The sequence below is a fragment of the Rathayibacter sp. VKM Ac-2760 genome, assembly GCF_009834185.1.
GTDB lineage: Bacteria > Actinomycetota > Actinomycetes > Actinomycetales > Microbacteriaceae > Rathayibacter.
Genome location: NZ_CP047173.1, coordinates 2,185,512 through 2,210,487, shown reverse-complemented (window position 1 = coordinate 2,210,487; position 24,976 = coordinate 2,185,512). Strand labels below are relative to the sequence as shown.

Genomic DNA, 24,976 nt, shown 5'->3' with positions numbered 1-24,976 from the left:
GCTCACAGCAGGGTCTAGCGCAGGGTGACGCTCACCGGCGCGCTGACGGTGCTGTTGCCCGCGGCGTCCGTCGCCCGGGCGGTCAGCGCGAACGTGCCGCGCAGGCCGGCCGTGCCGGTGGTCAGCGACCAGGTGCCGTCGTCCGAGCTGGTCGCGTCGCCGACCTCGCGGCTGCCGAGGAAGAGCTTCACGCCGGTCACCGCGGTGTCGTCGGTGGCGGTGAGGGTGGCGGTCGCGGTCCCGCGGAGCACGGCGCCGGTGGTCGGCGAGGTGATCGCGACGACCGGAGCGGTGCGGTCGGCGACGGGCGCCTTCGTGCGGTTCGACGGGGCCGGGGTGGTGGGCGCGGGGAGGGTCCTGGTGGCCGCGGGGGTGGTGGGCGCCGGCTCGGCGGATACGGGGGTGGTCGGCGCCGGCTCGGTGGGCGCAGGGGTGGCGGCGGCGGGCGCGGCCGGTGCAGGCACCGCGGGGGCGGGCGTCACGGGCGTCTTCGGCGCAGCAGGCGCAGCAGGCTTAGCGACGGCCGTCGTGCCGACGTGGTCCCAGATGCCGGCGAGGTACGCCGGGGTCGGTCGGGGGCTCTTCGCGTCGAGGGTCGCGGCGGTCGTCGCGCCGAGTGCGGAGTCGAGGCGGAAGGAGCCCATCCGCGCGGTCTTGCCGGAGAGGTTCGTGCGGGTGTTCGAGACGGCGTTCCAGACGGGCTGGAGCGAGCCGATGAAGTCCGAGTCGGTCGCCGTGACGTTGCCGCCGCCGCCGCCCTGGATCGCGCTCAGACTGCCCGGGCCGTTGATGGCGCCCGGGAAGCCGGCGCCGCCCTTCAGGAACGGGTAGCGCTGGGCCGCCACGGAGCCGGCCACGAGGAACGAGTGGTCGAAGGCGACGTTCTTCACGCCCCCGACGATGACGGCGCTGTTATTCGAGCTGAAGACGACGGAGTCGCGGACGGTGACCTGGCCGGTGATCCCCGAGCCCTCGATCTGCAGGCTGTCCGTGTGCGGGCGGGCCGGGTGCGAGCCGCCGTACTGGGCGTCGAGGTAGTACGACGGGGCGATGTAGTCGCCCTCGAGCAGCACACCGCTCAGATCCTCGGGCGCGTACGCCTTGATCTGCGCGGAGTCGCCGCTCTTCAGCCGCGACTCGGGCTGGACGACCTCGATCAGCTCGACGTCGTGGACGGGGACTCCGGCGAAGCCGGTGAGCCCGACCCAGTTCTCGTCGATCTGCAGCCAGGCGAACGACGAGTGCGTCGCGCCCTTGACGTCGATCGAGCCGATGTCGAAGCGCATCAGCGTGATCCCTGTGACGTCCTTGAGCTGCCAGCGGCCGCCGGTGACGGACCGGTAGCCGTCGCGCGCCGTGATCAGCACTTTCTTCGGCCCGCTGTTGCGGTAGCCGTCGAGTGCCGAGACGTCGTCGATGCGTCCCGGCGCGACGCGGACGACGGCACCGGCCGCGATCTGCGCCGGCGTGAGGGCGTCGAGCGCGGCGCGGACGGCCGAACCGGACGCGGCGACGTCGACCACGGTGAGGCCGGACAGACCGGAGCGGATGTCGGGGGTGTCCGAGGGGTAGTGCGTGCCGTCCGGGCCGAAGGTCGAGGCGCCCCCGGCGACGGGAGCGCTGACGGCGCTGACGGGCGCCGGGGCGGCGGAGGCGGCCGGAGCGACCTGGAACGAGGCGGCCGTGACGGCGATCCCCGCCGCGGCGGTCACCGCGAGGGCGCGGAGGAGGGTCGAAGTCCGGCGTGCGGACGGGGCGGTGGGCGTGGTGCAGGACATGGCGGTGTCTCTCGATCGGTGGGTGCGGCGGGGTGACGGAGCGCGCCCGGAGTGCCGCGGGGCCGGGACCCCGAGGCGCTCGACGGACCGGGGCCCTCGCACAGGAGAGGAGCCCCGGAGGTACGCGTCGATGCGCTCCGGGCGGGACGGCGACGGCCGCCGCCACGCACCGTCCGTTCGCGGCGGGAATCGCCGGAGGAGGGGTGCGGGTCGGTGGCCCGCGTCGCTGTCTGAGCAACGCTGGGTAACGTATGGGCCGCCTCGGCCGACCGGAAAGCAAGTGGCACAGATCGTGCTGTTTGTCCGTCGAATGTCAGTCCCTCAACCAGCGACAGCCCGACGCCGACGGAGGATCCGCCGGTCGTCGGGCTGCCGCGAGCAGAGCTCGCCGTCAGTGCCGCGATGCGCCTACTGCAGCGTCACCGTGACCGGCTCGCTCTCCGAGACGTTGCCCGCCGCGTCCGTCGCCCGGGCGGTGAGCGCGACCGTGCCGCGCAGGCCGGTGGTGTCGCCGCCGAGCGACCAGGTGTCCTCGTCGGTCTGCTCGGCGTCGCCGATCTCGACGCCCTCGACGAGGAACGTCACGCCGGTCACTCCGGTGTCGTCGGTCGCAGTGACGGTCGCGAGGGCCGTGCCGGTGAGCACGTCACCGGCCTCCGGCGAGGTGACGACGACCTCGGGGGCGGTGTCGTCGACGGGCGCTCCGGGCTCGGCAGGGGCCGCCGTGGGAGCCGCGGTCGGAGCCGTCGTCGGTTCCGGGGCGGGCGAGGCCGGGGTCGTGGGCCTCGGAGCGGTGGGCGTCCCGCCCGAGAGCTGCACGTCGTCCCAGACACCGGTGAGGTAGGCGGTGGTCGGCCGCGGGCTCAGCGCGTCGAGGTCGGCGGCGGTCAGCGAGCTGAGCGTCGGATCGAGGGTGAAGCCGCCCGAGCGTGCCGTCTTGCCGGGGAGGTTCGTGCGGGTGCTCGTGACGGCGTCCCAGCTCGGCTGCAGCGAGCCGATGAAGGTCGAATCGGCCGCGTCGACGTTGCCGCCGCCCGAGCCCTGGATCGCGCTCAGGCTGCCCGGGCCGTTCAGCGCTCCCGCGAAGCCGGCACCGCCCCGGAGGAAGGGGTAGCGCTGCGAGGCCGCGCCGCCGCCGACGATCAGCGACTCGTCGAAGGCGACGTTGCGGACGCCGCCGATGATGACGGCGCTGTTGTTCGAGGCGAAGACGACCGTGTCGCGGAGGGTGACCTGACCCGTCACTCCCGAGCCCTCGATCTGCAGGCTGTCGGTGTGCGGCCGCGGGGCACGGGAGCCTCCGTACTGGGCGTCGACGTAGTAGGACGGCGCGACGTAGCCGCCCTCGACCAGCACATCGCGCAGCACGTTCGGCGCGTACGCCTTGATCTGCGCGGAGTCGCCGCTCTGCACCGTCGAGTCGGGCTCGACGATCTCGATCAGCTCGACGTCGCGGACGGGGAGCCCCGCCGATGCTGCGAGGCCGACCCAGTTCCCGCTGACCCGGAGCCAGGCGAACGAGGAGTGCGTCGCGCCCTTCACATCGAGCGACTCGATGTCGAAGCGCAGCAGTGTGATGCCGGTGACGCCGCGGAGCGCCCAGTCGCCGCCGGTGACCGAGCGGAAGCCGTCCCGCGCCGTGATCAGCACCTTCGTGCCGCCGTTGTTCGTGTAGCCGTCGAGCGCCGACACGTCCTCGAGGTGCCCCGGGGCGACCCGGATCACGGCGCCGCCCGCGATCTGGCTCCTCGTCAGGGCGTCGAGCGCCCCGCGGATCGCGGCTCCGGACGCCGCGACGTCGACGACGGTGGCGCCGGCGACCCCGGAGCGGATGTCGGGGGTGTCCGAGGGGTAGTGCGTGCCGTCCGGCCCGAAGGTCGCGGTGGTGGCGGTGGTGGCGGTGGTGGCGGCGGTGGCGGAGGAGGCGTCGTGGATCACCGTCGCGCTGACGGCGATGCCGACGGCGGCCGCGACGGCGAGGAGCCGGGGGAGTCTTCGAGGTGAGGGCGATCCGGGGGGAGTGGCTCTGGCCATGGGGAGTCTTCCGATCGTTCGGGCAGCGGGGAAGGGGTGCCCGAAGCGCGCGGCGGACGCCACGACGCGCGGAGGAGACCGGGTCCCCTGGGGAAGGGACCTCGGAGTCGCGCGACGATGCGGTCCGGGCGGTTGGTGCGGGGAGAGCAGGGCGGGTGAGGGGACGGAGCCGCCCGGATGAGTCCCCCGCAGTGGGGGTCGGAACACGGCTCCTGCCCGCAACCGTAGGGGATGCGACGGGGTCGCCGCATCGCTGGACCGGATGCCCGAGCGGAACGTACTATGCCTCGGCCGCCCGCCGGGCGCTCCCCGCTGGTCGACCAGCCCTCCTTGCTGGTCGAGTAGCCGCCCCCGGCGGCGTATCGAGACCCACCACCGCCGAACATCCGGGAGCGAGCCTCCTCCCCAACAACCGATCGCCCGCGTTGTCCCCGAACCGCCCGCGACGCCGCTCCGGTGTCGGTGGTCCCTGCTTGAATACCCGTATGAAAGAAGATGAGGATGCGGCAGCACTAGCGGAGGTGCGCGACTGCTTCGACGACTCCGCCGCCGACGAGCGCTCCACCTCACCGACGCGCCTCCTGGCCGCCGAGCGCTTGCATCGCGGCTACCGACTCGCACTGACCATCTCGGAGGCCTTCGCCCGCGGAGCGTCGCGCAGCGAGACCCGCGACCTGGTCGAGCGCTCGATCCGCGCCGAGCTCGCGGTGGCGTACAGCCAGTCCGAGCGAGAGGTGTCCCGCCGCCTCGAGACCGCGCAGATGCTCATGGAGCACCTGCCTTTGACCTGCGCACTGCTCCGCGACGGTCGGATCCTCTGGGATGTCGGCGAGGCGATCTGCAGAACCGCGAGCAGCCTCCCCGATGAGTCCCGCGCGGCACTCGACGAGCGCGCGTCCGACGCCGCCGTCACGATGAACAGCGCGCAGTTGCGCCGGGCCCTGAGCCGCTGGCGGGAGGAGCTGCACGAGCAGCCCCTCGCCGAACGGCACGCCCGCGCACGGGAGGACCGCGCTGTCTGGGTGACTCCGGATGTGGACGGAATGGCGACGTTGTGCCTGCACGCTCCTGCACCGGCAGTGACCGGCGCCTACGAGCGGCTCCGGCGTATCGCCCGCACCCTCCGCAATGAGGGCGACCCGCGCACCCTTCAACAGCTGAGCGCGGATGCCGCGGTCGACCTGCTCTGCGACGGCGACATCACCGGCACGACTCCGGACGCCGCGCACCGTCCGGATCCGACGTATGTCACCGGTGTCCGCGCCGAGGTGCGACTCACCCTCGCCGTGTCCACCGCCGTGGGGCTGCACGACGCGCCCGCGGACCTGGACGGCTACGGCCCCGTGCCCGCGGAGATCGCCCGCGAGCTGATCCGCACCGCCGCTTCCTTCACCCGCGTGCTCACCGATCCGGACACCGGCGCCGTCGTCTCGGTCGGCCGCACCTGGCGCGTGCCACCGCCGCAGATGCGCCTGCACTTGCAGCTGCGGGACCAGACGTGCCGGTTCCCCGGGTGCACCCGCAGCGCGTCGACCAGCGAGGCGGACCACTCGATCGAGTGGCGCAACGGCGGCGAGACCTCGCTCGAGAACCTCGTCTCACTGTGCACCTCGCACCATCACGTCCGACATGGCGATCAATGGAGCTACGACAGGGACGACGAGGACGGGTCCATCACCTGGACGACCCCGACCGGACGGCGGGTCAGCACCCGGCTGCCGCCGCTGCCCGGGCGACCGCCGGGCCCGCCACCCCGACCGCGGTTCGTCGACACACCGCCGCCGTTCTGACGAGGGTGGATCTCGATACGCCCGCTCCGCGGGCTACTCGATCAGCAGGCAGCGCCGCATCCGCATGCTCGTGCAGGGAGTGCCGCACTCTCGGCGGCTTGGGCGTGCCGGAGGAGGTGCACGGGGCTAGCGGAGGGTCACCGTCACCGGGGCGCTCACCGTGAGGTTCCCGGCGGCGTCGACCGCTCGAGCGGTCAGCGGGAAGGTGCCGCGCATGCCCGAGGTGCTGGTGGTCAGCGACCAGGTGTCGGCGCCGACCTTCACGGCGTCGCCGACCCTGAGGCTGCCGACGTAGAAGGCGACCGCGGTGACGGCGGTGTCGTCGGTCGCGAGGACGGTGGCGGTGGTCGTGCCGCTGATCACGGCGCCGTCCTGCGGGGAGGTGATCGCGACGGCCGGGGCAGTGGTGTCCGGACCGGTCTCACCCGAGCCGTCCGAGCCGTCCGTCCCCTGCGGGTCCTCAGGATCGGGTTTCGGGGTCGCGGTCGGGCTCGGCGTCGCCGTCGGCGTTGCGGTCGGGGTCGCCGTGGGCGTCGCGGTGGGCGTCGGCGTCGCGGTGGGGGTCGGCGTCGCCGTGGGGGTGGGCGTCGCGGTCGGCGTCGGCGTGGGCGTCGAGCCGCCGGAGAAGTCGACGTCGTCCCAGATGCCGGTGAGGTAGGCGGTCGTGGGCCGCGGGCTGAGCGCGTCGAGGTCGGCCGCCGTCATGGTCGAGATCGACGTGTCGAGGGTGAAGCCGCCCGAGCGGGCGACCTTGCCGGGCAGGTTCGTCCGGGTGCCCTGCACGGAGTCCCAGCTGGGCTGGAGGGAGCCGGCGAAGACCGAGCCGGTCGCATCGACGTTGCCGCCGCCCGAGCCCTGGATCGCGCCGACGCTGCCCTTGGCGTTGATCGCGCCCGGGTAGCCGGCCCCGCCCTTGAGGAACGGGTAGCGCCGCTCGGCCAGGCTGCCGCCGACGATGAAGGTGTCCTCGAACGCGACGTTGCGGACGCCGCCGATGATGACCGCGCTGTTGTTGGAGGCGAACACCACGGAGTCGCGGATCGTGATCTGTCCGGTCACGCCCCCGCCGTCGATCTGCAGGGTGTCGGTGTGCGGGCGCGGCGGGTTCGAGCCGCCGTACGGAGAGTCGATGTAGTAGGACGGGGCGATGTAGCCGCCCGCCACGAGGACGTCGCCCATCACGTCGGGCGCGTACGCCTTGATCTGAGCGGAGTCGGCGCTCTTCAGCGCCGAGTCGGGCTCGACGACCTCGAGGAGCTCCACATCGCGCACGGGGACCCTGGACGCGGCCGCGAGGCCGACCCAGTTGTCGCTGACCCGGAGCCAGGCGAACGACGAGTGCGTCGCGCCCTTCACATCGAGCGCGGCGATGTCGAAGCGCATCAGCGTGATGCCGGTGACCGACCGCAGCGCCCAGGTGCCGCCGGTGACCGACTCGAAGCCGTCGCGAGCGGTGATCAGCACCTTGACGGGGCCGTCGTTGGTGTATCCGTTGAGCGCGGAGAGGTCGGCGATGTGGCCCGGGGCCACCCGGATGACGACGCCGGCCGCGATCTCGGCCCGCGTCTGGGCGTCGAGCGCCTGGCGGATCGCCCGGCCGTTGGCCGCGACGTCCACGATCTTGTAGCTCGAGGCCGAGGAGCGGATGTCGGGAGTGTCGGAGGGGTAGTGCGTGCCGTCGGGGCCGTAGGTGGCGCTCCCGGCGGCGGACGCCGGCGCGGCCGCCTGCAGCGAGACGCCGGTCAGGCCGAGCCCCACCGCCGCTGTGATCGCGAGGACGCGGAGGAGATCCTTCCGCGCCCGCTGGACGGTCCGTGCGGCGTGTCTCAGGGGCGGTGCTGTCCAGAGGGGAGTGGGTCCGGGCATGGGGGGTCGTCCGATCGACTCGTGCTGTGCGGGCAAGGGGTCGCCCGGCACGCGTCGCTTCAGAAGCCTCGAAGCGTTCGGCGGAGCGGAGCCGTTCCCCAGGGAGGAGCGGCTCCGAGGACGCGTCGCTGCGTTCCGGGCGGGAGGTCGGTGGGGCTGGAGGTCGGTGGAGCTGGTGCCGGACCGGGGAAGCTGTGAACGATCCTGTAAGACTTTTCAGCACTGATCCGGCTTGGTCAGACTAGGGACTGTCCAGGGGATGCCTGTCCCTCTAGGTGGACACAGAAGGCCGCAGGATTCCTCACTACCGCGTTGGACCCGGCGCGCCGCGGGCCTGCGGGCCCGATCAGGCCGACGGCCGGCCGACGCCGATCGACCAGGCGAGCGGCGGCGGCGTGCCGTTGAGCGCCCAGTCGCCGACGATCCGCTGCTTGTAGATCACCGGGTTGTGCGCGCCGACCGTGCGGGCATTGCGCCAGTGCCGGTCCAGTGCGGCGCTCGCGGCGACCCCGGAGGAGCCGAGCGCGTCGAACAGCAGGGTCGCAGCGCGCGGCACCGACTCGGTGAGCAGCACCTGCGCCCGGTACACCTCGGCGCCGGCCGCCGGCACGAGCGAGGGATCGGCCGCCGCCTCTCCCACCGCCTCCGCCGCGACGAGCACCGCCGCGCGGGCGCCGAAGGCGATCGCCGAGACCGCCCCGACGACCTCCTGGATCTGCGCGTCGTCGCGGCCGTGGTCGGCCAGGCCGTGGCTGTAGACCCGGGAGCGGGTGCGCACCGAGGCGATCGCGTCGCGCTCGACCGCGGCGGCGATGCCCGCGAGCACCGCGAGCAACTCGAGCTGGAAGAACGGGGTCTGGTGCGGCGCGCGGAGGACCGACGCGAAGACGTGCTCCGGCTCGACCCGCGCATCGGTGAAGACGGTGGTGCCGCTGCCCGAGAGCCGCTGACCGAAGCCGGACCAGTCGTCGGTCGCGACGACGCCGGGCTGGTCGACGCGCACGACGACAGCGGTGTCCGTGCCGTCCTCGCGGCGCACGGTGACATCGGTCCAGTCGGCGAAGATCGTGCCGGTCGAGTAGTATTTCGCGCCGTTCACGAGCAGCTCGCCGCCGCGGTGCGTGAGCGTCGTCTGCGTGACGCCGACCGCTGCCGAGCCGATCTCGCTCCAGGCGTTCCCGACGAGCTCGCCCGCGGCGAGGCGGCGCAGCCAGCCGTCGCGCACCTCCGACGCCGGGAAGGACAGCTGGTCCTCGACGAAGGCGAAGTGGCCGCGCAGGGCCTGCGCGACGTTCGAGTCCGCCGTCGCCAGCTCGATCAGCAGGGAGGCCGTCTCGCGGAGCGAGAGGCCCCGGCCGCCGTGCTCGACGGGCACCCGCAGGCCGCCGAAGCGGGCCGCGCGCAGCCGCGCGATCGGCTCGAAGGGCAGCTCGCGATCGAGCTCGCGCTGCACGGCGCCGGCCGCGATCTCGTCGAAGAGCGGGCGGAACGCGGCACGCGCCTCCTCGAGCCCCGATCCTCCGGTGCTCATGTGCACGGTGCCACTCACATGTCCAGCGCTCATGTGTACAGAGACAGCGGCTGGACGTCGCCGGTCAGATAATTCGCGCCGACCTCGAGCTTCTTGTAGTCGACGGGATCGTGCAGCGAGTGGGTGCGGACGTTGCGCCAGTAGAGGTCGAGCCCGACCGAGCTCTTCGCGGAGGAGGAGCCGGTCGCCTCGTAGATCCGGGTGGTCACGTCCAGCGCGAGCGCGTCCGTGACGATCTTGACCTTCGCGATCTCGATCGCCTGCGCCGCGCGCGACTCGGCCGTGACGTCCGCGCCGCGGGCGATCTCGGCGTCGTGCAGCGCACCGACGCGGTCGGCCAGCGCCTCCGCGGCCGCCGTGCTCGCCACCAGCTCGCCGTACAGCCGGCGCACGAAGGGATCCTGCGCGTACGTCTCCACGCCGGAGAGGAACCACGAGTTCTTCCGGCCGAGCGTCAGCCCCCGGCCCTTGGCCAGCGCGCCCTGCGCGATGCCGAGGTAGAGGTTGCCGAAGCCGAGTTGGATCGACGGGGTGATCAGGGTCGCGAACGGCTCGTCGACCAGCGCGCCGAGGATCTCGGACGCGTCGACCCGCACCCCGGTGAAGCGGACCGAGCCGGAGGCGCTCTGCCGCTGGCCGAGGAAGTCCCAGTCGCCGAGCGGCTCGATGCCCTCGCGGTCCCGGGGGAGGACGAAGGTCAGCGTGTCGCCCGCGCGGTCGCCCGCGGCGATCACCGCGTTGACCAGCACCGCGTCGCCCGAGGAGACCCCGGTCGAGAAGCGCTTCAGCCCGTTGAGCTCGAAGCCGTCGCCGCGCGGCATCAGCTCGAGGTCCGGGTCCACCGGGTTCACCGAGTCGCCCCAGAGCCAGCGGCCCTCGATCGTCGCGCGGTAGAACCGCTCGCGCTCCGACTCCGGCGCCGAGAACGCGATGTTGGCGGAGTTGACGTAGTGGTAGAGCAGGATCTGCGCGAGCGAGGCGTCCGCGGCGGCGAGGATCCGGATCACCCGGAACGCCGTGCTCCAGACCGCGCCGCCGCCGCCGTACTCGGCCGGGTCGAGCAGGTTCACGAGGCCCGAGGAGCGCAGCGGCTCGAGCTCGGTCGTGGGGTCGAGGTTGCCGCGGTCGCGCTCGAGGACGTCGGTGGCGAGCGTCTCGGCGACGTCGGCGGCGACGGCGTCCCAGTGCGCGTGCTCGGCGGGGGTCGCGGTGCGGTTCCAGTGGGAACGGGGCTGGGCCTGCAGCTGAGGCTGGGTCTGGGTCTGGGTCTGGGTCATCGTGCGGACTCCTGGTCGAGATCGGGCAGGACGGAGAGGACGCTGTCGGGCAGGCCGTCGGCGGCGCTCGGCGAGCCGGTGTACGCGCCGCGGTAGGCGGCGGCCGGGTGCGAGTCCTTCACGCGGGCGCTGCCCGGCCCCTGGAGGTATTCCCGCAGGGTCGAGCCCTCGTACTCCTCCCAGACCCGGCCGCGACGGCGCAGCTCGGGCACGGCGAGGTCGACGAAGTCCTCGAAGGTGCCCGGGGTGACCACGTAGGCGAGGTTGAAGCCGTCGATCCCGGCCACGTCGACCCAGCGCTCGAGCTCGTCGGCGACGGTGCTCGGCGAGCCGACGATGACTGGGCCGATGCCGCCGATGCCGAGGTACTCCGCCACGTCGTCCGGGGTCCAGGCGCGATCCGGGTCGGCCTTCGTGAAGATCGAGAGGGCGCTGCGCACCGCGTCGGTGTCGACGTAGTCGAGCGGCACGTCCGCGGGGAACTGCGAGAGGTCGAGTCCCGACCAGCCGCCGTAGAACGCGAGCGCGCCCTCGCGGGACGAGTAGGTCTTGTAGTCGGCGTACTTCGCCTGGGCCTCGGCGTCGGTCTCGGCGACGATGACGGTCGCGAGGATGAGGATCTTCGGGTCGGTGCGCGCGCGGCCGTGCTTCTCCGCAGCGTCCCGGATGGCGTCGGTGGTGCGCCGGGTGAGCTCGGGCCGGATCGCGTTGATGAAGACGGCCTCGCCGTGCTTCGCCGAGAAGTCGATGCCGCGCGGCGAGGCGCCGGCCTGGAAGATCACCGGAGTGCGCTGCGGCGAGGGCTCGGCCAGGTGGACGCCGGGGACCCGGTAGTGGGTGCCGGAGTGGCCGATCGGGTGCACCTTCCGCGGGTCGGTGAAGACGCCGCGCTCGCGGTCGCGCAGCACGGCGCCCTCCTCCCAGGAGCCCTCCCAGAGCTTGTAGCTCACGTCGAGGAACTCCTCGGCGATGTCGTAGCGCTCGTCGTGCGGGATCTGCCGCTCGAGGCCGAGGTTCTGCGCGGCGGAGTCGAGGTAGGAGGTGACCACGTTCCAGCCGATGCGCCCCCTGGTGAGGTGGTCGAGGGTGGAGAGCCGGCGGGCGAGGGCGTACGGCTGCTCGTAGGTGGGCGAGATCGTGACGCCGAAGCCGAGGTGCTTCGTGGCGGCGGCCATCGCGGGGATCTGCAGCAGCGGGTCGTTGACGGGGACCTGCGCGGAATCGATCAGCGCGGGGCCGACCGAGCCGCGGTAGACGTCGTAGACGCCGAGCACGTCGGCGAGGAAGAGCGCGTCGAAGGTGCCGCGCTCGAGCGTCTTCGCGAGGTCGACCCAGTACTCGAGGTCGTTGTAGCGGTCGGCCTGCGAGTCGGGGTGCCGCCAGAGGCCGGGGGCCTGATGCCCGACACAGGTCATGTCGAAGGCGTTGAGGACGATGCGGGACGCCATGGGGATCCGTTCGGTTCGGGGCTGGTGCGCTTCGGACCCTAGGAGGGACGGCCGACACCGCGTCGCCGCGCGCGCAACCCGGCGTAACGAACGGCCGCCGTGTTGCGCCGTGTGACGCCGCGTTGCGGCGGATGACCGGCGGGTGTGACGAGCCGCCGCTGTGCCGCCACGATGTCCAGCAGCACCGCCCGCTCCTCCGCGGATCCGGTGCCCCACAGCATCCCTCTCCTCCCGAAGCAGGCCCACCCATGCGATTCCGCTCCCTCACCTCCGCGGTGGCGATCCTCGCCGCCGCGACGCTGGTCCTCACCGGCTGCTCGCTCAAGGAGGACTCCTCCGGCACGAACGGCGCGAACGCAGCGAACGCCGCTGCCGAGGCGACCACCGCCGCCGCCTCGACCGCCGACGTCCCGAGCCTCGAGGGCAAGACGGTCGGCATCGCGGCGAAGGACATCGTCCACGACTTCTCCCGCATCGTGTACCAGTCGGTGCAGGACCGCGTGGAGGCGCTAGGCGGCACCGTCGTCGCGACCCAGGCCGAGGCGAAGGACGACAAGCACGTCTCGGACATCGAGAACCTCGTCTCGCAGAAGCCCGACGCGATCATCGTGATCCTCGGCGACGCGACCACCCTCGCGCCGGCGCTGAAGGAGGTGCACGACGCGGGCATCCCGCTCTTCACCATCGACAACGTCTCCGAGTACTCGGAGAACAACGTCACCAGCGACAACTGGCAGATCGGCTCGACCCTCGCGCGCACCATCGCCGAGGACATCGGCGGCTCCGGCCAGATCCTGGTCTTCAACGGCTTCCCGGGCGTCGCGCCCTGCCGCATCCGCTACAACGAGCTGAAGCTCGTGCTCGAGGACTACCCGGGCATCTCGATCCTCCAGCCCGAGCTGCAGGACAAGTACGAGGGCACGATCGAGGACGCGAAGCAGCAGATCGGCGACGCGCTCTCGCGCTACCCGAAGGGCGAGATCTCGGCCATCTGGTCCTGCTGGGACACCCCGCAGATCGGCGCCGCGCAGGCCGTCGACGCGGCCGGCCGCGACGAGATCAAGATCTACGGCGTCGACGCCGACCAGGGCGCGCTCGACCTGATCGCCGACCCCGACTCCTCCTACACCGCGACCGTCGCGCAGCAGAACCTCGCGATCGGCGCAGGTTCGGCCGACAACGTGGCCCGCTTCCTCGGCGGCGAGGCCGACTCGGTCACCCCGACCACCTACTTCGCGCCGGTGCTCATCGACAAGGCGAACATCGCCGAGAAGACCGCGGAGCTCGGTCTCGGTGGCTGACGCGGCGGCACCGGCCCTCGTCATGGCGGGGGTCTCGAAGTCCTTCGCCGGGGTGCCGGTGCTGCGCGACGTCGGTCTCACCGTCGGTCGCGGCGAGATCGTCGCCCTCGTCGGCGAGAACGGCGCCGGCAAGTCGACGCTGATCAAGATCCTCACCGGCCTGCACGCGGCCGACGAGGGCTCGATCGCGATCGACGGAGCGCCGGTCGCGATCAGCGCCCCGCGCGACGCCGAGCGGGCCGGCATCCGGGTCGTGCACCAGGACCGGCACCTCGCCGGCCGCCTCACCGTGGCGGAGCAGCTCTTCCTCGGGCACGAGTCGCTGCGGCGCCGGCGCGGCTCGGCCGAGACGGTGCTCGCCGAGCTCGTCGGCCTGACCGTCCGCGGCGACACCCTCGTCGACGACCTCACCGTCGCCGAGCAGCAGCAGCTGCAGATCGCCCGGGCGCTGCTCGTCGAGCCGCGCATCCTGGTGCTCGACGAGCCGACCGCGCCGCTGGCCGCGTCGGAGGTCGAGGCGCTGTTCGCCTCCCTCCGCCGACTGCAGGAGCGCGGCGTCGCGGTCATCTACATCTCGCACTACCTGCAGGAGGTGCAGCGCATCGCGAGCCGCGTGGTGGTGCTGCGCAACGGAGCGAACGTCGGCGCGCTCGAGCTGATCGACGGCGACGCCGAGCAGGGCGCGCGGATCGTCGAGCTGATGCTCGGCCGCGAGGTGGAGGAGTTCGCGCTGCGCTCCGACCGGGTGGTCGCCGCCGATGTCGCTCCGCTGCTCGAGATCGAGGCGCTGACCGTGCCCGGCGCCCTCGACGCGCTCGATCTGGTGGTGCGCCCCGGCGAGATCGTCGGCGTCACCGGTCTCGTCGGCTCCGGCGTCGACGTGCTGGCGGACGCCGTGGTCGGCCTGACCCGCCGCGGCGGCCGCGTCCGCGTGGCCGGCACCGCCACCGCGTCCGCCCGGGCCTTCGTCGCCGCGGGCGGCGGCTACGTGCCGAGCGACCGGCGGCGCGACGGCGTGCTGATGGCGCACACGATCCGGGAGAACCTCTCGATCGCCGCGCTCGGGCGGATCAGCCTGGCCGGCCTGCTGCCCAGCCGCCGGCGCGACCGGGCGCTCGCCGCCGAGCAGATCGCGGCGCTCGACGTGCGGCCCGCTGATCCGGAGGCCGTGGTCGGCACGCTCTCCGGCGGCAACCAGCAGAAGGTCGCCCTCGGCAAGTGGCTCGCCGCCGAGTCGCGGGTGCTCGTCCTCGACCAGCCCACCGCGGGTGTCGACGTCGGCAGTCGGGCGGCCGTCTACGCGCTGGTCAACCGCCTCGTCGACGAGGGTTCCGGCATCCTCCTCGTCTCGCTCGACCTCGAGGAGCTCGTCGGACTCGCCGACCGCGTCCTGGTGCTGCACCGCGGCGCCGTGCGCGCGGAGCTGCCCCGCGCCGAGCTCGGCATCGACCGCGTGCTCGCGATCGCCTCCGGCGCCCTCGACCTCCAGGAGAGTGCACGATGACCCTCACCGCCCCGCCCGAGACCTCGGCCCCTGCCGCGCCGCGGGCCCGCCGTCGCGGTGTCGGCGCGCTCGCCCTGATCGGCTACCTCGTGGTCGTGCTCGAGATCGCGGTGTTCAGCGCCGCCTCGCCGGTCTTCGCCACCGGCGGCAACGTCTCGACGATCCTGATCCAGGCGGTCGTCCCGGCGATCGCCGGCTTCGGCCTCGCGATCGTGGTCATCACCGGCGGCGACGACGTCGTCCGCGGCGGGATCGACCTCGCCTCCGGCCCGATCGTCGGACTCTCCGGCGTCGTCGCGGCCGTCGCGCTGACCGCCGGCCTCGGCGCGGTGCCGGCCGTGCTGCTCGCCCTGCTCGTCTCCGTCGGCTTCGGCGCGATCAGCGGCACCGCCGTCGTGCTCGGCCTGCGCCCGCTGCTCGCGACGCTGGCCGTCTCCGGCATCGTCGGCTCCGTCGTCTTCCTCGCCACCGACAACGTCAAGGTGCCGGTCGCGGACCCGCTGTTCGACTGGCTCCGCGGCGGCTCGGTGCTCGGCGTGCCGGCGCCCGTCGTGGTGCTCGCGGTCGTCACGGTGGTCACCGCGCTGGCCGTCGGGCGGACCGCCTGGGGCACCCGCAGCTACGCGGTCGGGCAGAACCCGACGGCCGCGAGCGTCGCGGGCGTCTCCGTCTGGCGCCACGTCCTCACCAGCTACCTGCTCTCCGGGCTGCTCGCGGGCGTCGCGGGCCTGCTGCTCGCGGCCCGCCTCGCCGCGGCCGTGCCGGGGATCGGCAACCAGATCCTGCTCGACATCATCGTCACCGCCTACCTGTCGGTCGTGTTCTCGCGCCGGTTCGTCGTCACCATCGGCGGCACCCTGCTCGCCGCCGTCTTCGTGGCCGCCCTCGGCAACGGCTTCACCCTGATCGGCGTCGACAGCCAGTGGGTCGGCGCGATCAAGGGGCTGCTCATCCTGCTCGTCCTCGGCCTCGCCGCCCTGCGGGAGAGGGGGGTCCGCTCGTGACCGCCGTCGTCCTGCCCGTCGGGGAGTCGCGCCGCGGCCTCGCCGTGCGCCTGCTCGCCCCCGCCACGGTCGTGCTGCTGCTCGCGGTGTTCGGCGCGAGCGTCCCCTCCTACTTCGCGCCGACCAACCTGCTCAACGTGGCCAGCGCGAGTGCCCTGCTGCTGATGGCGGCCTGCGCGATGACCCTCGTCGTCCGCGCCGGCGGGATCGACCTCTCGATCGGGATCGCGATCGACCTCGCCGCGCTCGCCGCGACGGCGCTGATCGCGGACGGCTACGTCACCTGGTTCGCGGTGCTGATCGGTCTCGGCTTCGGCACCCTCGCGGGCGTGGTGAACGCGGTGCTCGTGATCGTGCTGCGGATCCGCGCCTTCCTCGCGACGCTCTCCGTCTGGTTCATCGGCACCAGCGCGCAGCAGCTGCTCACCGGCGGCGGCGCGCCGATCTACCTGCGTCGCCAGGAGACGCCCGACGCCTTCGCCGCCTGGGGCAACGCGACCGTGCTCGGCATCGGCACGCCGGTGCTGCTGGCGATCATCGCCGCCGTCGCGGTGTGGCTGCTGCTCGACCGCACCCGGTGGGGCCGCGTGCTCACCGCGGCGGGGGAGCAGCCGGGAGCGACCAGGATCGCCGGGCGCCGCGTCGGCCTCTCGCTCGCCGCCGCCTTCGTCGTGGCCGCCCTGATCGGCGCGCTCGCGGGCATCGTGCTCGCCTCGCGCAGCTACGGCTACTCGCCGGCCAGCGGTCAGCTCTACGTGCTCGACGCGATCGGCGCGGTCTTCATCGGGGCGACGCTCTCGGCGCACGGGCGGCCGAACGTGCTCGGCACGGTGCTCGGCGTGCTGATCTTCGGCCTGATCAACAACGGCCTCGTCCTGCTCGGCGTCTCCTTCTACTGGCAGGGCCTGGTCCGCGGCTCCGTGCTGCTGCTGCTCCTGCTCGCGACGGCGCTGCTGCGCCGCGAGTCGATCGCGCCGCCGCTGCGGTCACTCTTCTCTGCTCGGAGGTGACGGGCGCCGTCTCGCGGCGAGGGCGCGCAGCGCGCGTCGGCGACCGGAGGCGCATGCCGTTTCCCGGGTAGGATCGGCAGTGCGTTCCACCGAGAAGCACTGCGTTCCACCGAGAAGGAGACGACCATGACCGATCTCGCCGAGGGTCCACCGGCGGCCGTCGGCACGGGCGCGCCGAGCGGCGACACGGCGCTCGAGGCGAGGATGCGGATCGTCCTCGAACTCGCCGCGGGCGCTTCCGAGGCCGAGGTCGCCCACCGGCTCGAGCTCTCGCCGGAGTCGGTGCACCAGGAGCTCCGCAGTGTCCTCGGGCAGCTCACCCCGCAGCTCCTGGCGGTCGCCGCACACCGGGAGCTGGCCGGCAGGCTGGATGTGCTCTGGAGCGCCGTTCAGGGCCGCGGAGGCGACGAGCGGACGCTGGTCGTGCTCCTGGAGGAGCAGGCGTCGCTCCTCACCGAGCACCGGCCGCGCGGCAGCGGGCTCACCGAGGACCAGGCCGGCTTCCTCGTCGACTCCGGCACGATGACCGCCGAGCAGCTCGCGATCGCGGAGGCGGCCGTCGCGCGCGGGGAGCTCGCCGACCTCGAGCGGCGCACCCGGCTCGAAGCGGTCGCCGACTCGCTCGACACCGCCGAGGTCGCCGCGCTGCTGCGCGTCGACGAGACGCGTGTGCGTCACCGGAAGGCGAAGGACGGGCTGTACGCCTTCAAGGCGGGCACGAAGCTCCGCTTCCCGGCCTGGCAGTTCACGGACGACCGGGAGCAGCCGATGCTGCCCGGCATGCCCGCCCTGGTGAAGGCGATCCCGGGCGACATGCACCCCGCGAGCATGCGCGGCTTCATGACCACGCCGCAGGAGGACCTCCTCATCAGCGAGTCGGCGGTCACTCCGGTCCGGTGGCTGACCGAGGGCGGCGATCCGCACGAGGTCCTCGTCGCGCTGGCCGGGTTCGACGAGTCGTGAAGGTCCCGCTCACCCCGCCGGCCGCCTTCGTCACCGATCCCTCTCACCTCAGGGACTACTCCGGAGCGCTCTGGCGCGTGTACCGGACAGGGGGCCGGCATCCGGGCGCGTGGGACACCCTGCGCCACCACGGACCGGTGCCGGGCATGCGGTTCGACCCGCACCCGCCTCCGGAGGGGGATCATCCGAGCGTCGGAGTGCTGTACGCGGCGACGGAGGCGGTGACGGCGCTCGGCGAGACGTACCAGCGGCGGCGTGTCATCGACCGGGTGCAGAGCGCGCCGCGGCTCGTGGGGTGGCGGCCCGCCCGTCCCCTGACGCTCCTCGATCTCACCGGGGAGTGGCCGGTGCGGAACGGAGCCGCCGCCGCGATCCAGATGGGGGCCAAGCGGGCGACGCAGCCGTGGGCGCGGGCGATCGAGGAGCGTCTTCGCGACGTCGACGGACTGTGGCACCTCTCCGCCGTCACCGGCACGCCCCTCGTCACCCTGTTCAGCCGGGCGGAGCGGGTCCCCGCCTTCCCGCGACGGCCGAGCTTCCACACGGCGCTCGACGACGTCACCGCGGACCCGGTGGTCCTCCACGCCGCCCAGCGGCTGGGCTTCGCAGTCCTCGGCGGGGTCTAGCCGCGGCCGGCAGGGGCACGGTGCCCTCGACCGGGCGGGGGCGCGGGCCTACAGTGGGCGCGACAGCGGTTCGGGCCCGGGGGAGGGTCCGGCGCCGCACGCCGCCGTCGCCGAACGGGAGGAAGTCGTGTCCGCCACCGCTCCGAGCTCCGAGACCGACGCCCAGGGTGCCGCGAGCATCCGCACCTTCGGGCAGATCCTCGTCAACACCGCCGTCGCGAACGTCACGACCAGCTTCCTCTGGTTCGCGCTGACGTTCTGGGTGTACCTCGAGACGCGATCGGTGCTCGCCACCGGGGTCATCGGCGGCGCGTACATGCTGCTCGTCGCGGTCTTCGCGATGGCGTTCGGCACGATCGTGGACCGGCACCGCAAGTACCGGGTGATGCTCTTCGCGGGCGCGGTCACGCTGGTGGCGTTCGGCATCGCGGGCGGGCTGTACCTCGCGCTCCCGGAGGCGGCGCTGCTGGACTTCGGCGGCCCGTGGTTCTGGCTGTTCTCCGGCACGATCCTCTTCGGCGCCGTCATCGAGAACATGCGCAACATCGCGCTCTCCACGACCGTGACGCTGCTGGTCCCCGTGGAGCGGCACGCCAATGCGAACGGCCTGGTGGGCACGGTACAGGGGCTCGCCTTCGTGGTCACCAGCGTGTTCAGCGGGCTCTCGATCGGGCTGCTCGGCATGGGCTGGACGATGCTGATCGCGATCGGCGTGTCCGCCGCTGCGCTCGGGCACCTGCTCGTCCTGCGCATCCCCGAGGACGCGCCGGCGGCGACGGGTGAGCGGGCGCCGCTGATCGATCTGCGCGGCAGCATCACCGCGGTGCGCGCGGCGACCGGGCTGTTCGCGCTGATCGTCTTCTCGACGTTCAACAACCTGATCGGCGGCGTGTACATGGCGCTGATGGATCCGTACGGGCTCGAGCTGTTCCCTGTGGAGCTGTGGGGCGTCGTGCTCGGGGTGACCGCGACGGGCTTCATCATCGGCGGGCTGCTGATCGCGAAGTTCGGCCTCGGGCGGAATCCGATCCGCACGATGCTGCTGCTCGTGATGGCGATGGGCCTGATCGGCGCGGTGTTCACCCTCCGCGACTGGTGGTGGCTCTACGCCGGGGGCATCTGGATCTACATGACGCTGATCCCGGCTGTCGAGGCGGCCGAGCAGACGGTGATCCAGAAGGTCGTCCCGTTCGAGACGCAGGGCCGGGTCTTCGGCTTCGCCGCGGCGTTCGAGTCGGCGGCGGCACCGGTCACCGCGTTCCTCATCGCGCCGATCGCCGAGTTCGCGCTCATCCCCTACATGGAGTCGCCCGCCGGCCGCTCCGCCTACGGCTGGCTGCTCGGCGACGGGATCGGCCGCGGCATCGCCCTGGTCTTCCTCATCGGCGGCGTCGTCATGATCGTCGCGGCGGGCCTGGCGCTGCTCACCCGGTCCTACCGCACCATCTCGGCGCAGTACCTGCGCGAGGCCGCGCCCGCGGACGCGCCCGCGTCGCTGGTCGAGTAGGCCCGCTCCTTGCTGGTCGAGCAGCCCGCGGCTCGCGTCAGCCGAGCCGGCTCCACTCCTCGTCGGTGACCGCGAGCACGGAGCCGTGGCTGGCGCCGGGCGGCAGCGCGAAGTCCTCGGCGAGGGCCCACGCCTCCGTGTCGAGGGTGTCGCCCAGGAACGGCAGGTAGCGGCGCAGCCCGAACTCGTCGATCAGCAGGACGACCGGCCCGCCGTCCGCCGCGGGCACGACGATCGGCCCCTCGCCGTGCACGACTCCGGGGCGCTCGGCGGTCCCGGCACCCACCCGCTCGCGGACGAGCTCCCACGCGGTGGCGTGCAGGTCGCGCGAGCGCTCGACGGTGATGAACTTCGCCGCGGGCGTGTCGGAGGCGGGGCTGCGCTCGTCCTTGACGAAGCGGTACCACCACTCGCCCTCGCGCACGACGGTCGCGTCGATCACCGAGTGACCCGGGTCGCTCCAGACCACCGGCTCCGACCAGTGCCGGAAGTCGCGGGTGGTCGCTGCGAGCATCCGGTTGTAGGAGTCGACGCGCTCGGTGCCCTCGGGGTGCAGTGCGGAGGCCCAGAAGACGAGGTACTCGCCGCGCTCGGCGTCGAAGACCGCCTCCGGAGCCCAGGTGTTGCCGGCCGCCGGCGGGGCGACGAGCTCCAGGCGCGGCTCGGTCCAGGTCACCAGATCCGCCGACTCCCAGACGACGATGCCCCGGCTGCCGTGCCGCTGCTCCGCGTCCCAGAACTCCCGGGTGTCCTGCCCGTGCGCCCGCATGTCGGTGCCGAGGAGGTAGAACGCCGTGGTCTCGCCGGGCAGGCCGGCGGCGCGCAGGAGGAACGGATCGCGCACCCCGCCGCGCCCGCCGGTCCAGCGCAGCACGGGCTCGCCGCCGTGCAGCGCCTCCCAGTGCAGCGGGTCGTCCGCGACGCTGCGCGCGAAGCGGACCTGCTCGCCCTCGGGCTCGCTCTGCGAGGTGAAGTAGGAGAAGAGGTACCGGCTCATCCCTTCACACTGCCCTGCACGAGTCCGGAGACGATGTGCCGCTGCATCGCGATGAAGAACACCAGCATCGGCAGCAGGACGATCACGCTGAGGGTCATGAACACCGGCCAGTTCGTCGTGAACTGCCCGACCGCCGAGTACACCTGGAGCACCAGCGTCTGCTTGGCCGGGCTGGAGAGGAAGACGTTCGGCGTGATGAAGTCGTTCCACACCCACATCGTCTGGAAGACGCCGACGGTGACCAGGATCGGGCGGATCAGCGGCAGGATCAGCGACCAGTAGATCCGGAACGAGCCGGCGCCGTCGATCCGGGCGGCCTCGATGATCTCGGTCGGCACCGTCTTCATGTAGCCGAGGATCAGGAAGTAGCAGAAGATCGCGCCGGCGCTGTAGAGCACGATCAGGCCGTTGAGGTCGTCGACGAGCCGGAAGGTCGTCAGCATCCGGTACAGGGGAATCAGGGTCGCCTGCCCCGGGACGAGGAAGGCGATGACGAGGACCACCCCGAAGACGACGGCCACCCGACCGCGCGCGATGAGCATGCCGAAGGCGGCGAGCGAGCCGACCAGCAGCATCAGCGCGATCGAGAGGACGGTCACGTAGAGCGTGTTGCCGAAGCTCTGCAGCAGGGGAGTGGTCTGGAACACGGTGACGTAGTTGTCCAGATTCAGCGTCGTCGGCAGGGCCAGCGGCGCGTTCGCGGTCTCGGCCTGCGTCTTGAAGGTGTTGACGACGATGTAGTAGAACGGCACCGCCATCAGCGCGGCGATCGGCAGCATGACCGCCGTGAGCAGCAGGTGGCTGCGGGTGAGGAGCGGGTTGCGGTCCTGCCGGGGGCCGCGGGCCTGCGGGGTGCTGCGGGTCTGCGGGGTGCTGCGGTCGCTCATGAGTACCTCCTCTCGAGGCGGCGCGAGGCCGCGAGCTGGACGACGACGACGAGCGCGACGACGATCAGGAACAGGACGGCGAGGGCGGACGCCTGGCCGACGCGCGACTGCGCGATGCCGCTCTCGATGAGCGACTGGGTGAGCGTGCGGGTCGAGAAGCCCGGTCCGCCGCTGGTCAGAGTGAACGGGAGGTCGTAGACCTTGAGCCCGTTCGTCATCAGCAGCAGCTGGCTGACCGAGATCGCCGGGACGAGCATCGGCAGGGTGATCGAGCGGAAGGTCTGCCAGCCGGTGGCGCCGTCGATCCGGGCGACCTCGTAGTAGTCCTGCGGGATCGCCTGGAGGTAGGCGAGGTAGAGGATCGCGTGCCAGCCGGTCTGCGCCCAGATCGCGACCGCGACGACCGAGATCTGCGCGAGCGTCGAGTCGGACAGCCAGCCGATCGGCGCGAGGCCGGCGATCCCGCCGAGGGCCGAGTTGAGCACTCCCGAGCCGAGCGGGCTGAGGATGAACCCCCAGACGAGACCGAGGATCGCCACGGACGGGACGGCGGGGAAGAAGAAGACGCTGCGGACGATGTTCCGGCCGAGGAAGCGCCGGTTGAGGGCGAGCGCGAGCGGGATCGCGAAGGCGGTGACGAGCACCGTGGTCGCGAGGGCGTAGCCGAGGGTGAATGTCAGCGCCTGCAGCATCGACGGGTCGCGGAAGATCGAGGCGTAGTTCGCCAGGCCGACGAACGAGGGCTCGGAGTAGCCGTCGAAGTCGGTCAGGCTGAACCAGAGCGACTGCCCCATCGGGATCACGTAGAGCACGACGAAGACGATCGCGATCGGCACGAGGAAGAGGCCGCCGGCGAAGCTCTCGCGGAAGCGGGCACCGCGGGCGCCCGGGAGGTCGGTGATCGCGCGGGCGGCGAGCGGTTCCGTGGGAGCGGTTCCGCTCCGGCGCAGCGGAGTGGTGAGTGCCATCGTCGGCACGTCCTTTCACGAGCAGGGGAACGGGGAGGCGCGGGGAGCCCGGTCGGGTCGGGCTCCCCGCGGCGGGGGCAGCGCGGCGTCGTCAGCGCGGTGAGATCAGCGCAGGGAGGCGAGCTTCGTGTCCATCGCCTGCGCGACCTCCTCGGGGGAGAGCTGCCCCTGGATCAGCTGCTGCAGCAGCGCGGTGACCTCGGTGCCCAGCGCGGCGTTGTTGTCGATCCAGGAGACCTGGGGCAGGTAGAACTGCCCGTCCCGGACGGCGGGGGCCATCGTGTCCAGGGCGGGATCGAGAGTGGGCGTGAAGTCCTTCGTGGTCGTGATCGAGGCCGTCGCCTTCTGGTACTGCCCGATGCCCTCGGGCGAGACGAGGTAGGAGACGAGCTTCGCGGCCGCATCCTGGTGGGTCGACTTCGCGTTCATCGCGTAGCCGGGCGAGACGGCGCCGGCCCAGTACGACGCGGAGTCGCCGGGGATCGGCATGAAGTCGATGTCGAGATCGGGCGCCGTGGAGCGGACGGTGCCGAGCCCCCAGGAGCCGGTGGTCGTCATGGCGACCTTGCCGGTGGCGAACTCCTGCGTCACGGCGTCGCCGGTCAGGCCGACGACCGAGCGCGGCTCGACGCCGGACTCGAACAGCTCGCTCCACTGGGTCAGCGGCTCGGTCCAGGTGTCGGCGAAGGTCGTCTTCCCGGACCAGATGTCCTCGTCCATCGTGCCGCCGAGCTTCTCGTTCTGCAGGCCCAGCAGGGCGGCCAGGCTGATCGGCAGCTGGTCGCCGGCCTCGTAGAACGGGGTGATCCCCGCGTCCTGCAGCTTCCGGCAGAGGTCGAGGAACTCCTCCCAGGTCGCCGGGGGAGCGGTGAAGCCGACCTGCTCGAGCAGTGCCGCGTTGTACAGGATGCCGCCGCCCCAGGAGGCCGGCGCGGCGCCGTAGAGCGCGTCGTCGCGGGAGTAGGTCTGCTTCGCCGCGTCGGCCAGCTGCTCGGCGAACGGCTGGTCGGCGAGGTCGGCGACGAAGCCGCCGTCCATCAGCTGCGTCTTGTTCTCGGCCGTGATGATGAAGACGTCGGTGCCGGTGTTCGAACCGAGCTGGGTCTGCAGCTTCGAGATGTACTCCGCAACGGGCGGCGCATACGACATCTGCACGTCGATGTCCGGGTTCGCCTTCTCGAAGGCGGCGATGATCGGCTCCATCGTCGCGGCGTTGTCCCAGGAGAGGAAGCTGACGGAGTTCGCGTCTCCCGAACCGGCGCCGGAGCAGCCGGTCAGCGCGAGCGCGGTCGCGGCGACCACGCCGAGGCCGGCGAGCAGCCGGCGCGGGCCCGGACGGTGCGCGCCCGAACGGAGCGCGCCCGAACGGAGAGCGCGGAGGGAGGGACGGCCGGCGGAGCGGACGGAGGATGAAAGCGGCATTGCTTCTCTTTCTCGCGGGGGGGGGTGGAGTGAGGGAGTGAGGGAGGGGTTCGAGGGCCTGCTGATCAGGCGGAGACGCCGAGTGCGGCGACGCGGGTCGACCCCGGGACGATCTCGGGGATCGTGCCGTCGGGGGAGTGGCGGAAGACGTCGAGGGCGATCTCGCGCCGGTAGCCGCTGCCGCCGGGGATCGCGAAGCGGTGGTAGGCGATCACCCAGTCCTCGTCGCTGACGCGGAGGACCGAGTGGTGCCCGGTGGCCAGGACTCCGCGGTCGGCGTCCTTCTGCAGCAGCACTCCGCGGTCGGTCCACGGCCCGCGCACCGAGGGCGACGTCGCGTAGCGGACCCGGTAGTCGGCCGCGCGGGTGTCGTTCTCCGACCAGGACAGCACGTAGACGTCGCCCGCCCGGTGCAGCGAGGGCGCCTCGCGGAAGCCCGTCGGCGTCCAAGCGGTCTCGGTCGCCGGATCGAAGGACACCATGTCGTCGTTCAGCACGACCAGGTGCGCCACCGAGTTGCCCCAGAGCAGGTAGGCGGTGCCGTCGTCGTCGACGAAGACCGAGGGGTCGATCGCGACGCCGGCGTAGGCGCCGCGGGCCACCAGCGGCCGCCCGGAATCGACGAACGGACCGGTCGGCGACGACGCGACGGCGACGCCGATGCTGTCGTCGGCCGTGAAGTAGAGGTAGTAGCGCCCGTTCCGCCCGGCGACGGCCGGCGCCCAGGCGTGCCCCTCGGCCCAGTCGGTCCCGGAGACGACCGAGAAGATCTCGCCCTCGGCCCGCCAGGTCACCAGGTCGTCGGAGGAGAAGGCCTCGAACGCGGTCGCGGACCAGCCGTCCGAGCCGTCGGTCGTGGGGTAGAGGTAGAAGCGGCCGTCCAGCGACACCAGCGCCGGATCGGCGTAGTGGCCCGGGATGGCCGGGCTCCCGGCCCGCGTCGTCGTCTCCATCGTCGTCGTCTCAGTCGCCGTCGTGTCGGTCGCCGTCTCGATCGCCGTCGTCTCGGTCGTCATCGGCCGCACTCGCTTCCTCGGCGTCCTCGCCGAACTTGTATCGATAC

The 24,976-nt window shown here is 72.4% G+C and carries 20 protein-coding genes; 8 read left to right on the top strand and 12 right to left on the bottom strand.

Annotated features, from left to right (window positions below; translation table 11 throughout):
* Positions 1–14: 14 nt before the first annotated feature.
* Both GSU72_RS21825 and GSU72_RS09995 read right to left on the bottom strand, forming a co-directional pair.
* Entirely contained in the window at positions 15–1,778 is a 1,764-nt protein-coding gene (locus GSU72_RS21825; protein ID WP_159984874.1) for an Ig-like domain-containing protein, read from the bottom strand.
* Positions 1,779–2,186: 408 nt separating this feature from the next.
* Positions 2,187–3,812, bottom strand: a complete 1,626-nt coding sequence (locus GSU72_RS09995; RefSeq protein WP_159984873.1) for an Ig-like domain-containing protein — start codon at positions 3,810–3,812, stop codon at positions 2,187–2,189.
* Between the two features lie 485 nt (positions 3,813–4,297).
* Here GSU72_RS09995 and GSU72_RS09990 point away from each other — a divergent pair, with 485 nt between their 5' ends.
* The gene (locus tag GSU72_RS09990) at positions 4,298–5,602 is read left to right on the top strand and encodes an HNH endonuclease signature motif containing protein (RefSeq protein ID WP_159984872.1); all 1,305 of its coding nucleotides are present in this window, start codon (positions 4,298–4,300) and stop codon (positions 5,600–5,602) included.
* Between the two features lie 126 nt (positions 5,603–5,728).
* Here GSU72_RS09990 and GSU72_RS21315 read toward each other — a convergent pair whose 3' ends face one another.
* The 5 genes from GSU72_RS21315 to GSU72_RS09965 form a co-directional block, all read right to left on the bottom strand.
* Complete coding sequence (locus GSU72_RS21315; protein WP_208545043.1) at positions 5,729–7,360, bottom strand: Ig-like domain-containing protein; 1,632 nt, start codon at positions 7,358–7,360, stop codon at positions 5,729–5,731.
* Between the two features lie 454 nt (positions 7,361–7,814).
* Positions 7,815–8,999: an acyl-CoA dehydrogenase family protein gene (locus tag GSU72_RS09980; RefSeq protein WP_159984871.1), complete on the bottom strand. Its 1,185-nt coding sequence runs from the start codon at positions 8,997–8,999 to the stop codon at positions 7,815–7,817.
* A 29-nt stretch (positions 9,000–9,028) separates the two neighbouring features.
* Complete coding sequence (locus tag GSU72_RS09975; protein WP_159984870.1) at positions 9,029–10,276, bottom strand: acyl-CoA dehydrogenase family protein; 1,248 nt, start codon at positions 10,274–10,276, stop codon at positions 9,029–9,031.
* On the bottom strand, positions 10,273–11,724 hold the full coding sequence (locus GSU72_RS09970; protein ID WP_159984869.1) for an LLM class flavin-dependent oxidoreductase: 1,452 nt from the start codon (positions 11,722–11,724) through the stop codon (positions 10,273–10,275). The genes GSU72_RS09975 and GSU72_RS09970 overlap by 4 nt, the downstream gene beginning before the upstream one ends.
* Before the next feature lie 38 nt (positions 11,725–11,762).
* Entirely contained in the window at positions 11,763–11,945 is a 183-nt protein-coding gene (locus tag GSU72_RS09965) for a hypothetical protein (RefSeq protein ID WP_159984868.1), read from the bottom strand.
* A 27-nt stretch (positions 11,946–11,972) separates the two neighbouring features.
* On the opposite strand from GSU72_RS09965, the gene GSU72_RS09960 reads away from it, so the two are divergent.
* The 7 genes from GSU72_RS09960 to GSU72_RS09930 all read left to right on the top strand — a co-directional run bounded on the left by GSU72_RS09960 (position 11,973) and on the right by GSU72_RS09930 (position 19,639).
* The gene (locus GSU72_RS09960; protein WP_159984867.1) at positions 11,973–13,025 is read left to right on the top strand and encodes a sugar ABC transporter substrate-binding protein; all 1,053 of its coding nucleotides are present in this window, start codon (positions 11,973–11,975) and stop codon (positions 13,023–13,025) included.
* On the top strand, positions 13,018–14,529 hold the full coding sequence (locus GSU72_RS09955; protein ID WP_159984866.1) for a sugar ABC transporter ATP-binding protein: 1,512 nt from the start codon (positions 13,018–13,020) through the stop codon (positions 14,527–14,529). The genes GSU72_RS09960 and GSU72_RS09955 overlap by 8 nt, the downstream gene beginning before the upstream one ends.
* On the top strand, positions 14,526–15,533 hold the full coding sequence (locus GSU72_RS09950; protein WP_159984865.1) for an ABC transporter permease: 1,008 nt from the start codon (positions 14,526–14,528) through the stop codon (positions 15,531–15,533). The genes GSU72_RS09955 and GSU72_RS09950 overlap by 4 nt, the downstream gene beginning before the upstream one ends.
* Complete coding sequence (locus GSU72_RS09945; RefSeq protein WP_159984864.1) at positions 15,530–16,543, top strand: ABC transporter permease; 1,014 nt, start codon at positions 15,530–15,532, stop codon at positions 16,541–16,543. Before GSU72_RS09950 ends, GSU72_RS09945 begins: the two co-directional genes overlap by 4 nt.
* A 126-nt stretch (positions 16,544–16,669) precedes the next feature.
* Positions 16,670–17,506, top strand: coding sequence for a hypothetical protein (locus tag GSU72_RS09940; RefSeq protein WP_159984863.1), 837 nt, complete (start codon positions 16,670–16,672; stop codon positions 17,504–17,506).
* The gene (locus GSU72_RS09935; RefSeq protein WP_159984862.1) at positions 17,503–18,132 is read left to right on the top strand and encodes an RES family NAD+ phosphorylase; all 630 of its coding nucleotides are present in this window, start codon (positions 17,503–17,505) and stop codon (positions 18,130–18,132) included. The genes GSU72_RS09940 and GSU72_RS09935 overlap by 4 nt, the downstream gene beginning before the upstream one ends.
* 178 nt (positions 18,133–18,310) lie before the next feature.
* Positions 18,311–19,639, top strand: coding sequence for an MFS transporter (locus GSU72_RS09930; RefSeq protein WP_159986765.1), 1,329 nt, complete (start codon positions 18,311–18,313; stop codon positions 19,637–19,639).
* Positions 19,640–19,676: 37 nt separating this feature from the next.
* Here the strand turns inward: GSU72_RS09930 and GSU72_RS09925 are convergent, their stop codons facing one another.
* The 5 genes from GSU72_RS09925 to GSU72_RS09905 form a co-directional block, all read right to left on the bottom strand.
* The gene (locus tag GSU72_RS09925) at positions 19,677–20,636 is read right to left on the bottom strand and encodes a glycoside hydrolase family 43 protein (RefSeq protein ID WP_159984861.1); all 960 of its coding nucleotides are present in this window, start codon (positions 20,634–20,636) and stop codon (positions 19,677–19,679) included.
* Positions 20,633–21,523, bottom strand: a complete 891-nt coding sequence (locus GSU72_RS09920) for a carbohydrate ABC transporter permease (protein WP_159984860.1) — start codon at positions 21,521–21,523, stop codon at positions 20,633–20,635. Before GSU72_RS09920 ends, GSU72_RS09925 begins: the two co-directional genes overlap by 4 nt.
* Positions 21,520–22,491 (bottom strand): sugar ABC transporter permease, encoded by a 972-nt coding sequence (locus GSU72_RS09915; RefSeq protein WP_159984859.1) that lies wholly within the window; start codon positions 22,489–22,491, stop codon positions 21,520–21,522. The genes GSU72_RS09920 and GSU72_RS09915 overlap by 4 nt, the downstream gene beginning before the upstream one ends.
* Before the next feature lie 105 nt (positions 22,492–22,596).
* Positions 22,597–23,913, bottom strand: a complete 1,317-nt coding sequence (locus tag GSU72_RS09910; RefSeq protein WP_159984858.1) for an extracellular solute-binding protein — start codon at positions 23,911–23,913, stop codon at positions 22,597–22,599.
* 65 nt (positions 23,914–23,978) lie between these two features.
* The gene (locus tag GSU72_RS09905) at positions 23,979–24,929 is read right to left on the bottom strand and encodes a family 43 glycosylhydrolase (protein WP_244255749.1); all 951 of its coding nucleotides are present in this window, start codon (positions 24,927–24,929) and stop codon (positions 23,979–23,981) included.
* Positions 24,930–24,976: the final 47 nt, after the last annotated feature.

What these genes read in the sequence shown, in the direction of transcription:
- GSU72_RS09975 (WP_159984870.1), bottom strand. Translation starts at nt 10,276, where the DNA reads ATGACCCAGACCCAGACCCAGACCCAGCCTCAGCTGCAGGCCCAGCCC.
- GSU72_RS09995 (WP_159984873.1), bottom strand. Translation starts at nt 3,812, where the DNA reads ATGGCCAGAGCCACTCCCCCCGGATCGCCCTCACCTCGAAGACTCCCC.
- GSU72_RS09910 (WP_159984858.1), bottom strand. Translation starts at nt 23,913, where the DNA reads ATGCCGCTTTCATCCTCCGTCCGCTCCGCCGGCCGTCCCTCCCTCCGC.
- GSU72_RS09920 (WP_159984860.1), bottom strand. Translation starts at nt 21,523, where the DNA reads ATGAGCGACCGCAGCACCCCGCAGACCCGCAGCACCCCGCAGGCCCGC.
- GSU72_RS09980 (WP_159984871.1), bottom strand. Translation starts at nt 8,999, where the DNA reads ATGAGCACCGGAGGATCGGGGCTCGAGGAGGCGCGTGCCGCGTTCCGC.
- GSU72_RS09960 (WP_159984867.1), top strand. Translation starts at nt 11,973, where the DNA reads ATGCGATTCCGCTCCCTCACCTCCGCGGTGGCGATCCTCGCCGCCGCG.
- GSU72_RS09925 (WP_159984861.1), bottom strand. Translation starts at nt 20,636, where the DNA reads ATGAGCCGGTACCTCTTCTCCTACTTCACCTCGCAGAGCGAGCCCGAG.
- GSU72_RS09990 (WP_159984872.1), top strand. Translation starts at nt 4,298, where the DNA reads ATGAAAGAAGATGAGGATGCGGCAGCACTAGCGGAGGTGCGCGACTGC.
- GSU72_RS09940 (WP_159984863.1), top strand. Translation starts at nt 16,670, where the DNA reads ATGACCGATCTCGCCGAGGGTCCACCGGCGGCCGTCGGCACGGGCGCG.
- GSU72_RS09905 (WP_244255749.1), bottom strand. Translation starts at nt 24,929, where the DNA reads ATGACGACCGAGACGACGGCGATCGAGACGGCGACCGACACGACGGCG.
- GSU72_RS09950 (WP_159984865.1), top strand. Translation starts at nt 14,526, where the DNA reads ATGACCCTCACCGCCCCGCCCGAGACCTCGGCCCCTGCCGCGCCGCGG.
- GSU72_RS21825 (WP_159984874.1), bottom strand. Translation starts at nt 1,778, where the DNA reads ATGTCCTGCACCACGCCCACCGCCCCGTCCGCACGCCGGACTTCGACC.
- GSU72_RS09915 (WP_159984859.1), bottom strand. Translation starts at nt 22,491, where the DNA reads ATGGCACTCACCACTCCGCTGCGCCGGAGCGGAACCGCTCCCACGGAA.
- GSU72_RS09970 (WP_159984869.1), bottom strand. Translation starts at nt 11,724, where the DNA reads ATGGCGTCCCGCATCGTCCTCAACGCCTTCGACATGACCTGTGTCGGG.
- GSU72_RS09965 (WP_159984868.1), bottom strand. Translation starts at nt 11,945, where the DNA reads ATGCTGTGGGGCACCGGATCCGCGGAGGAGCGGGCGGTGCTGCTGGAC.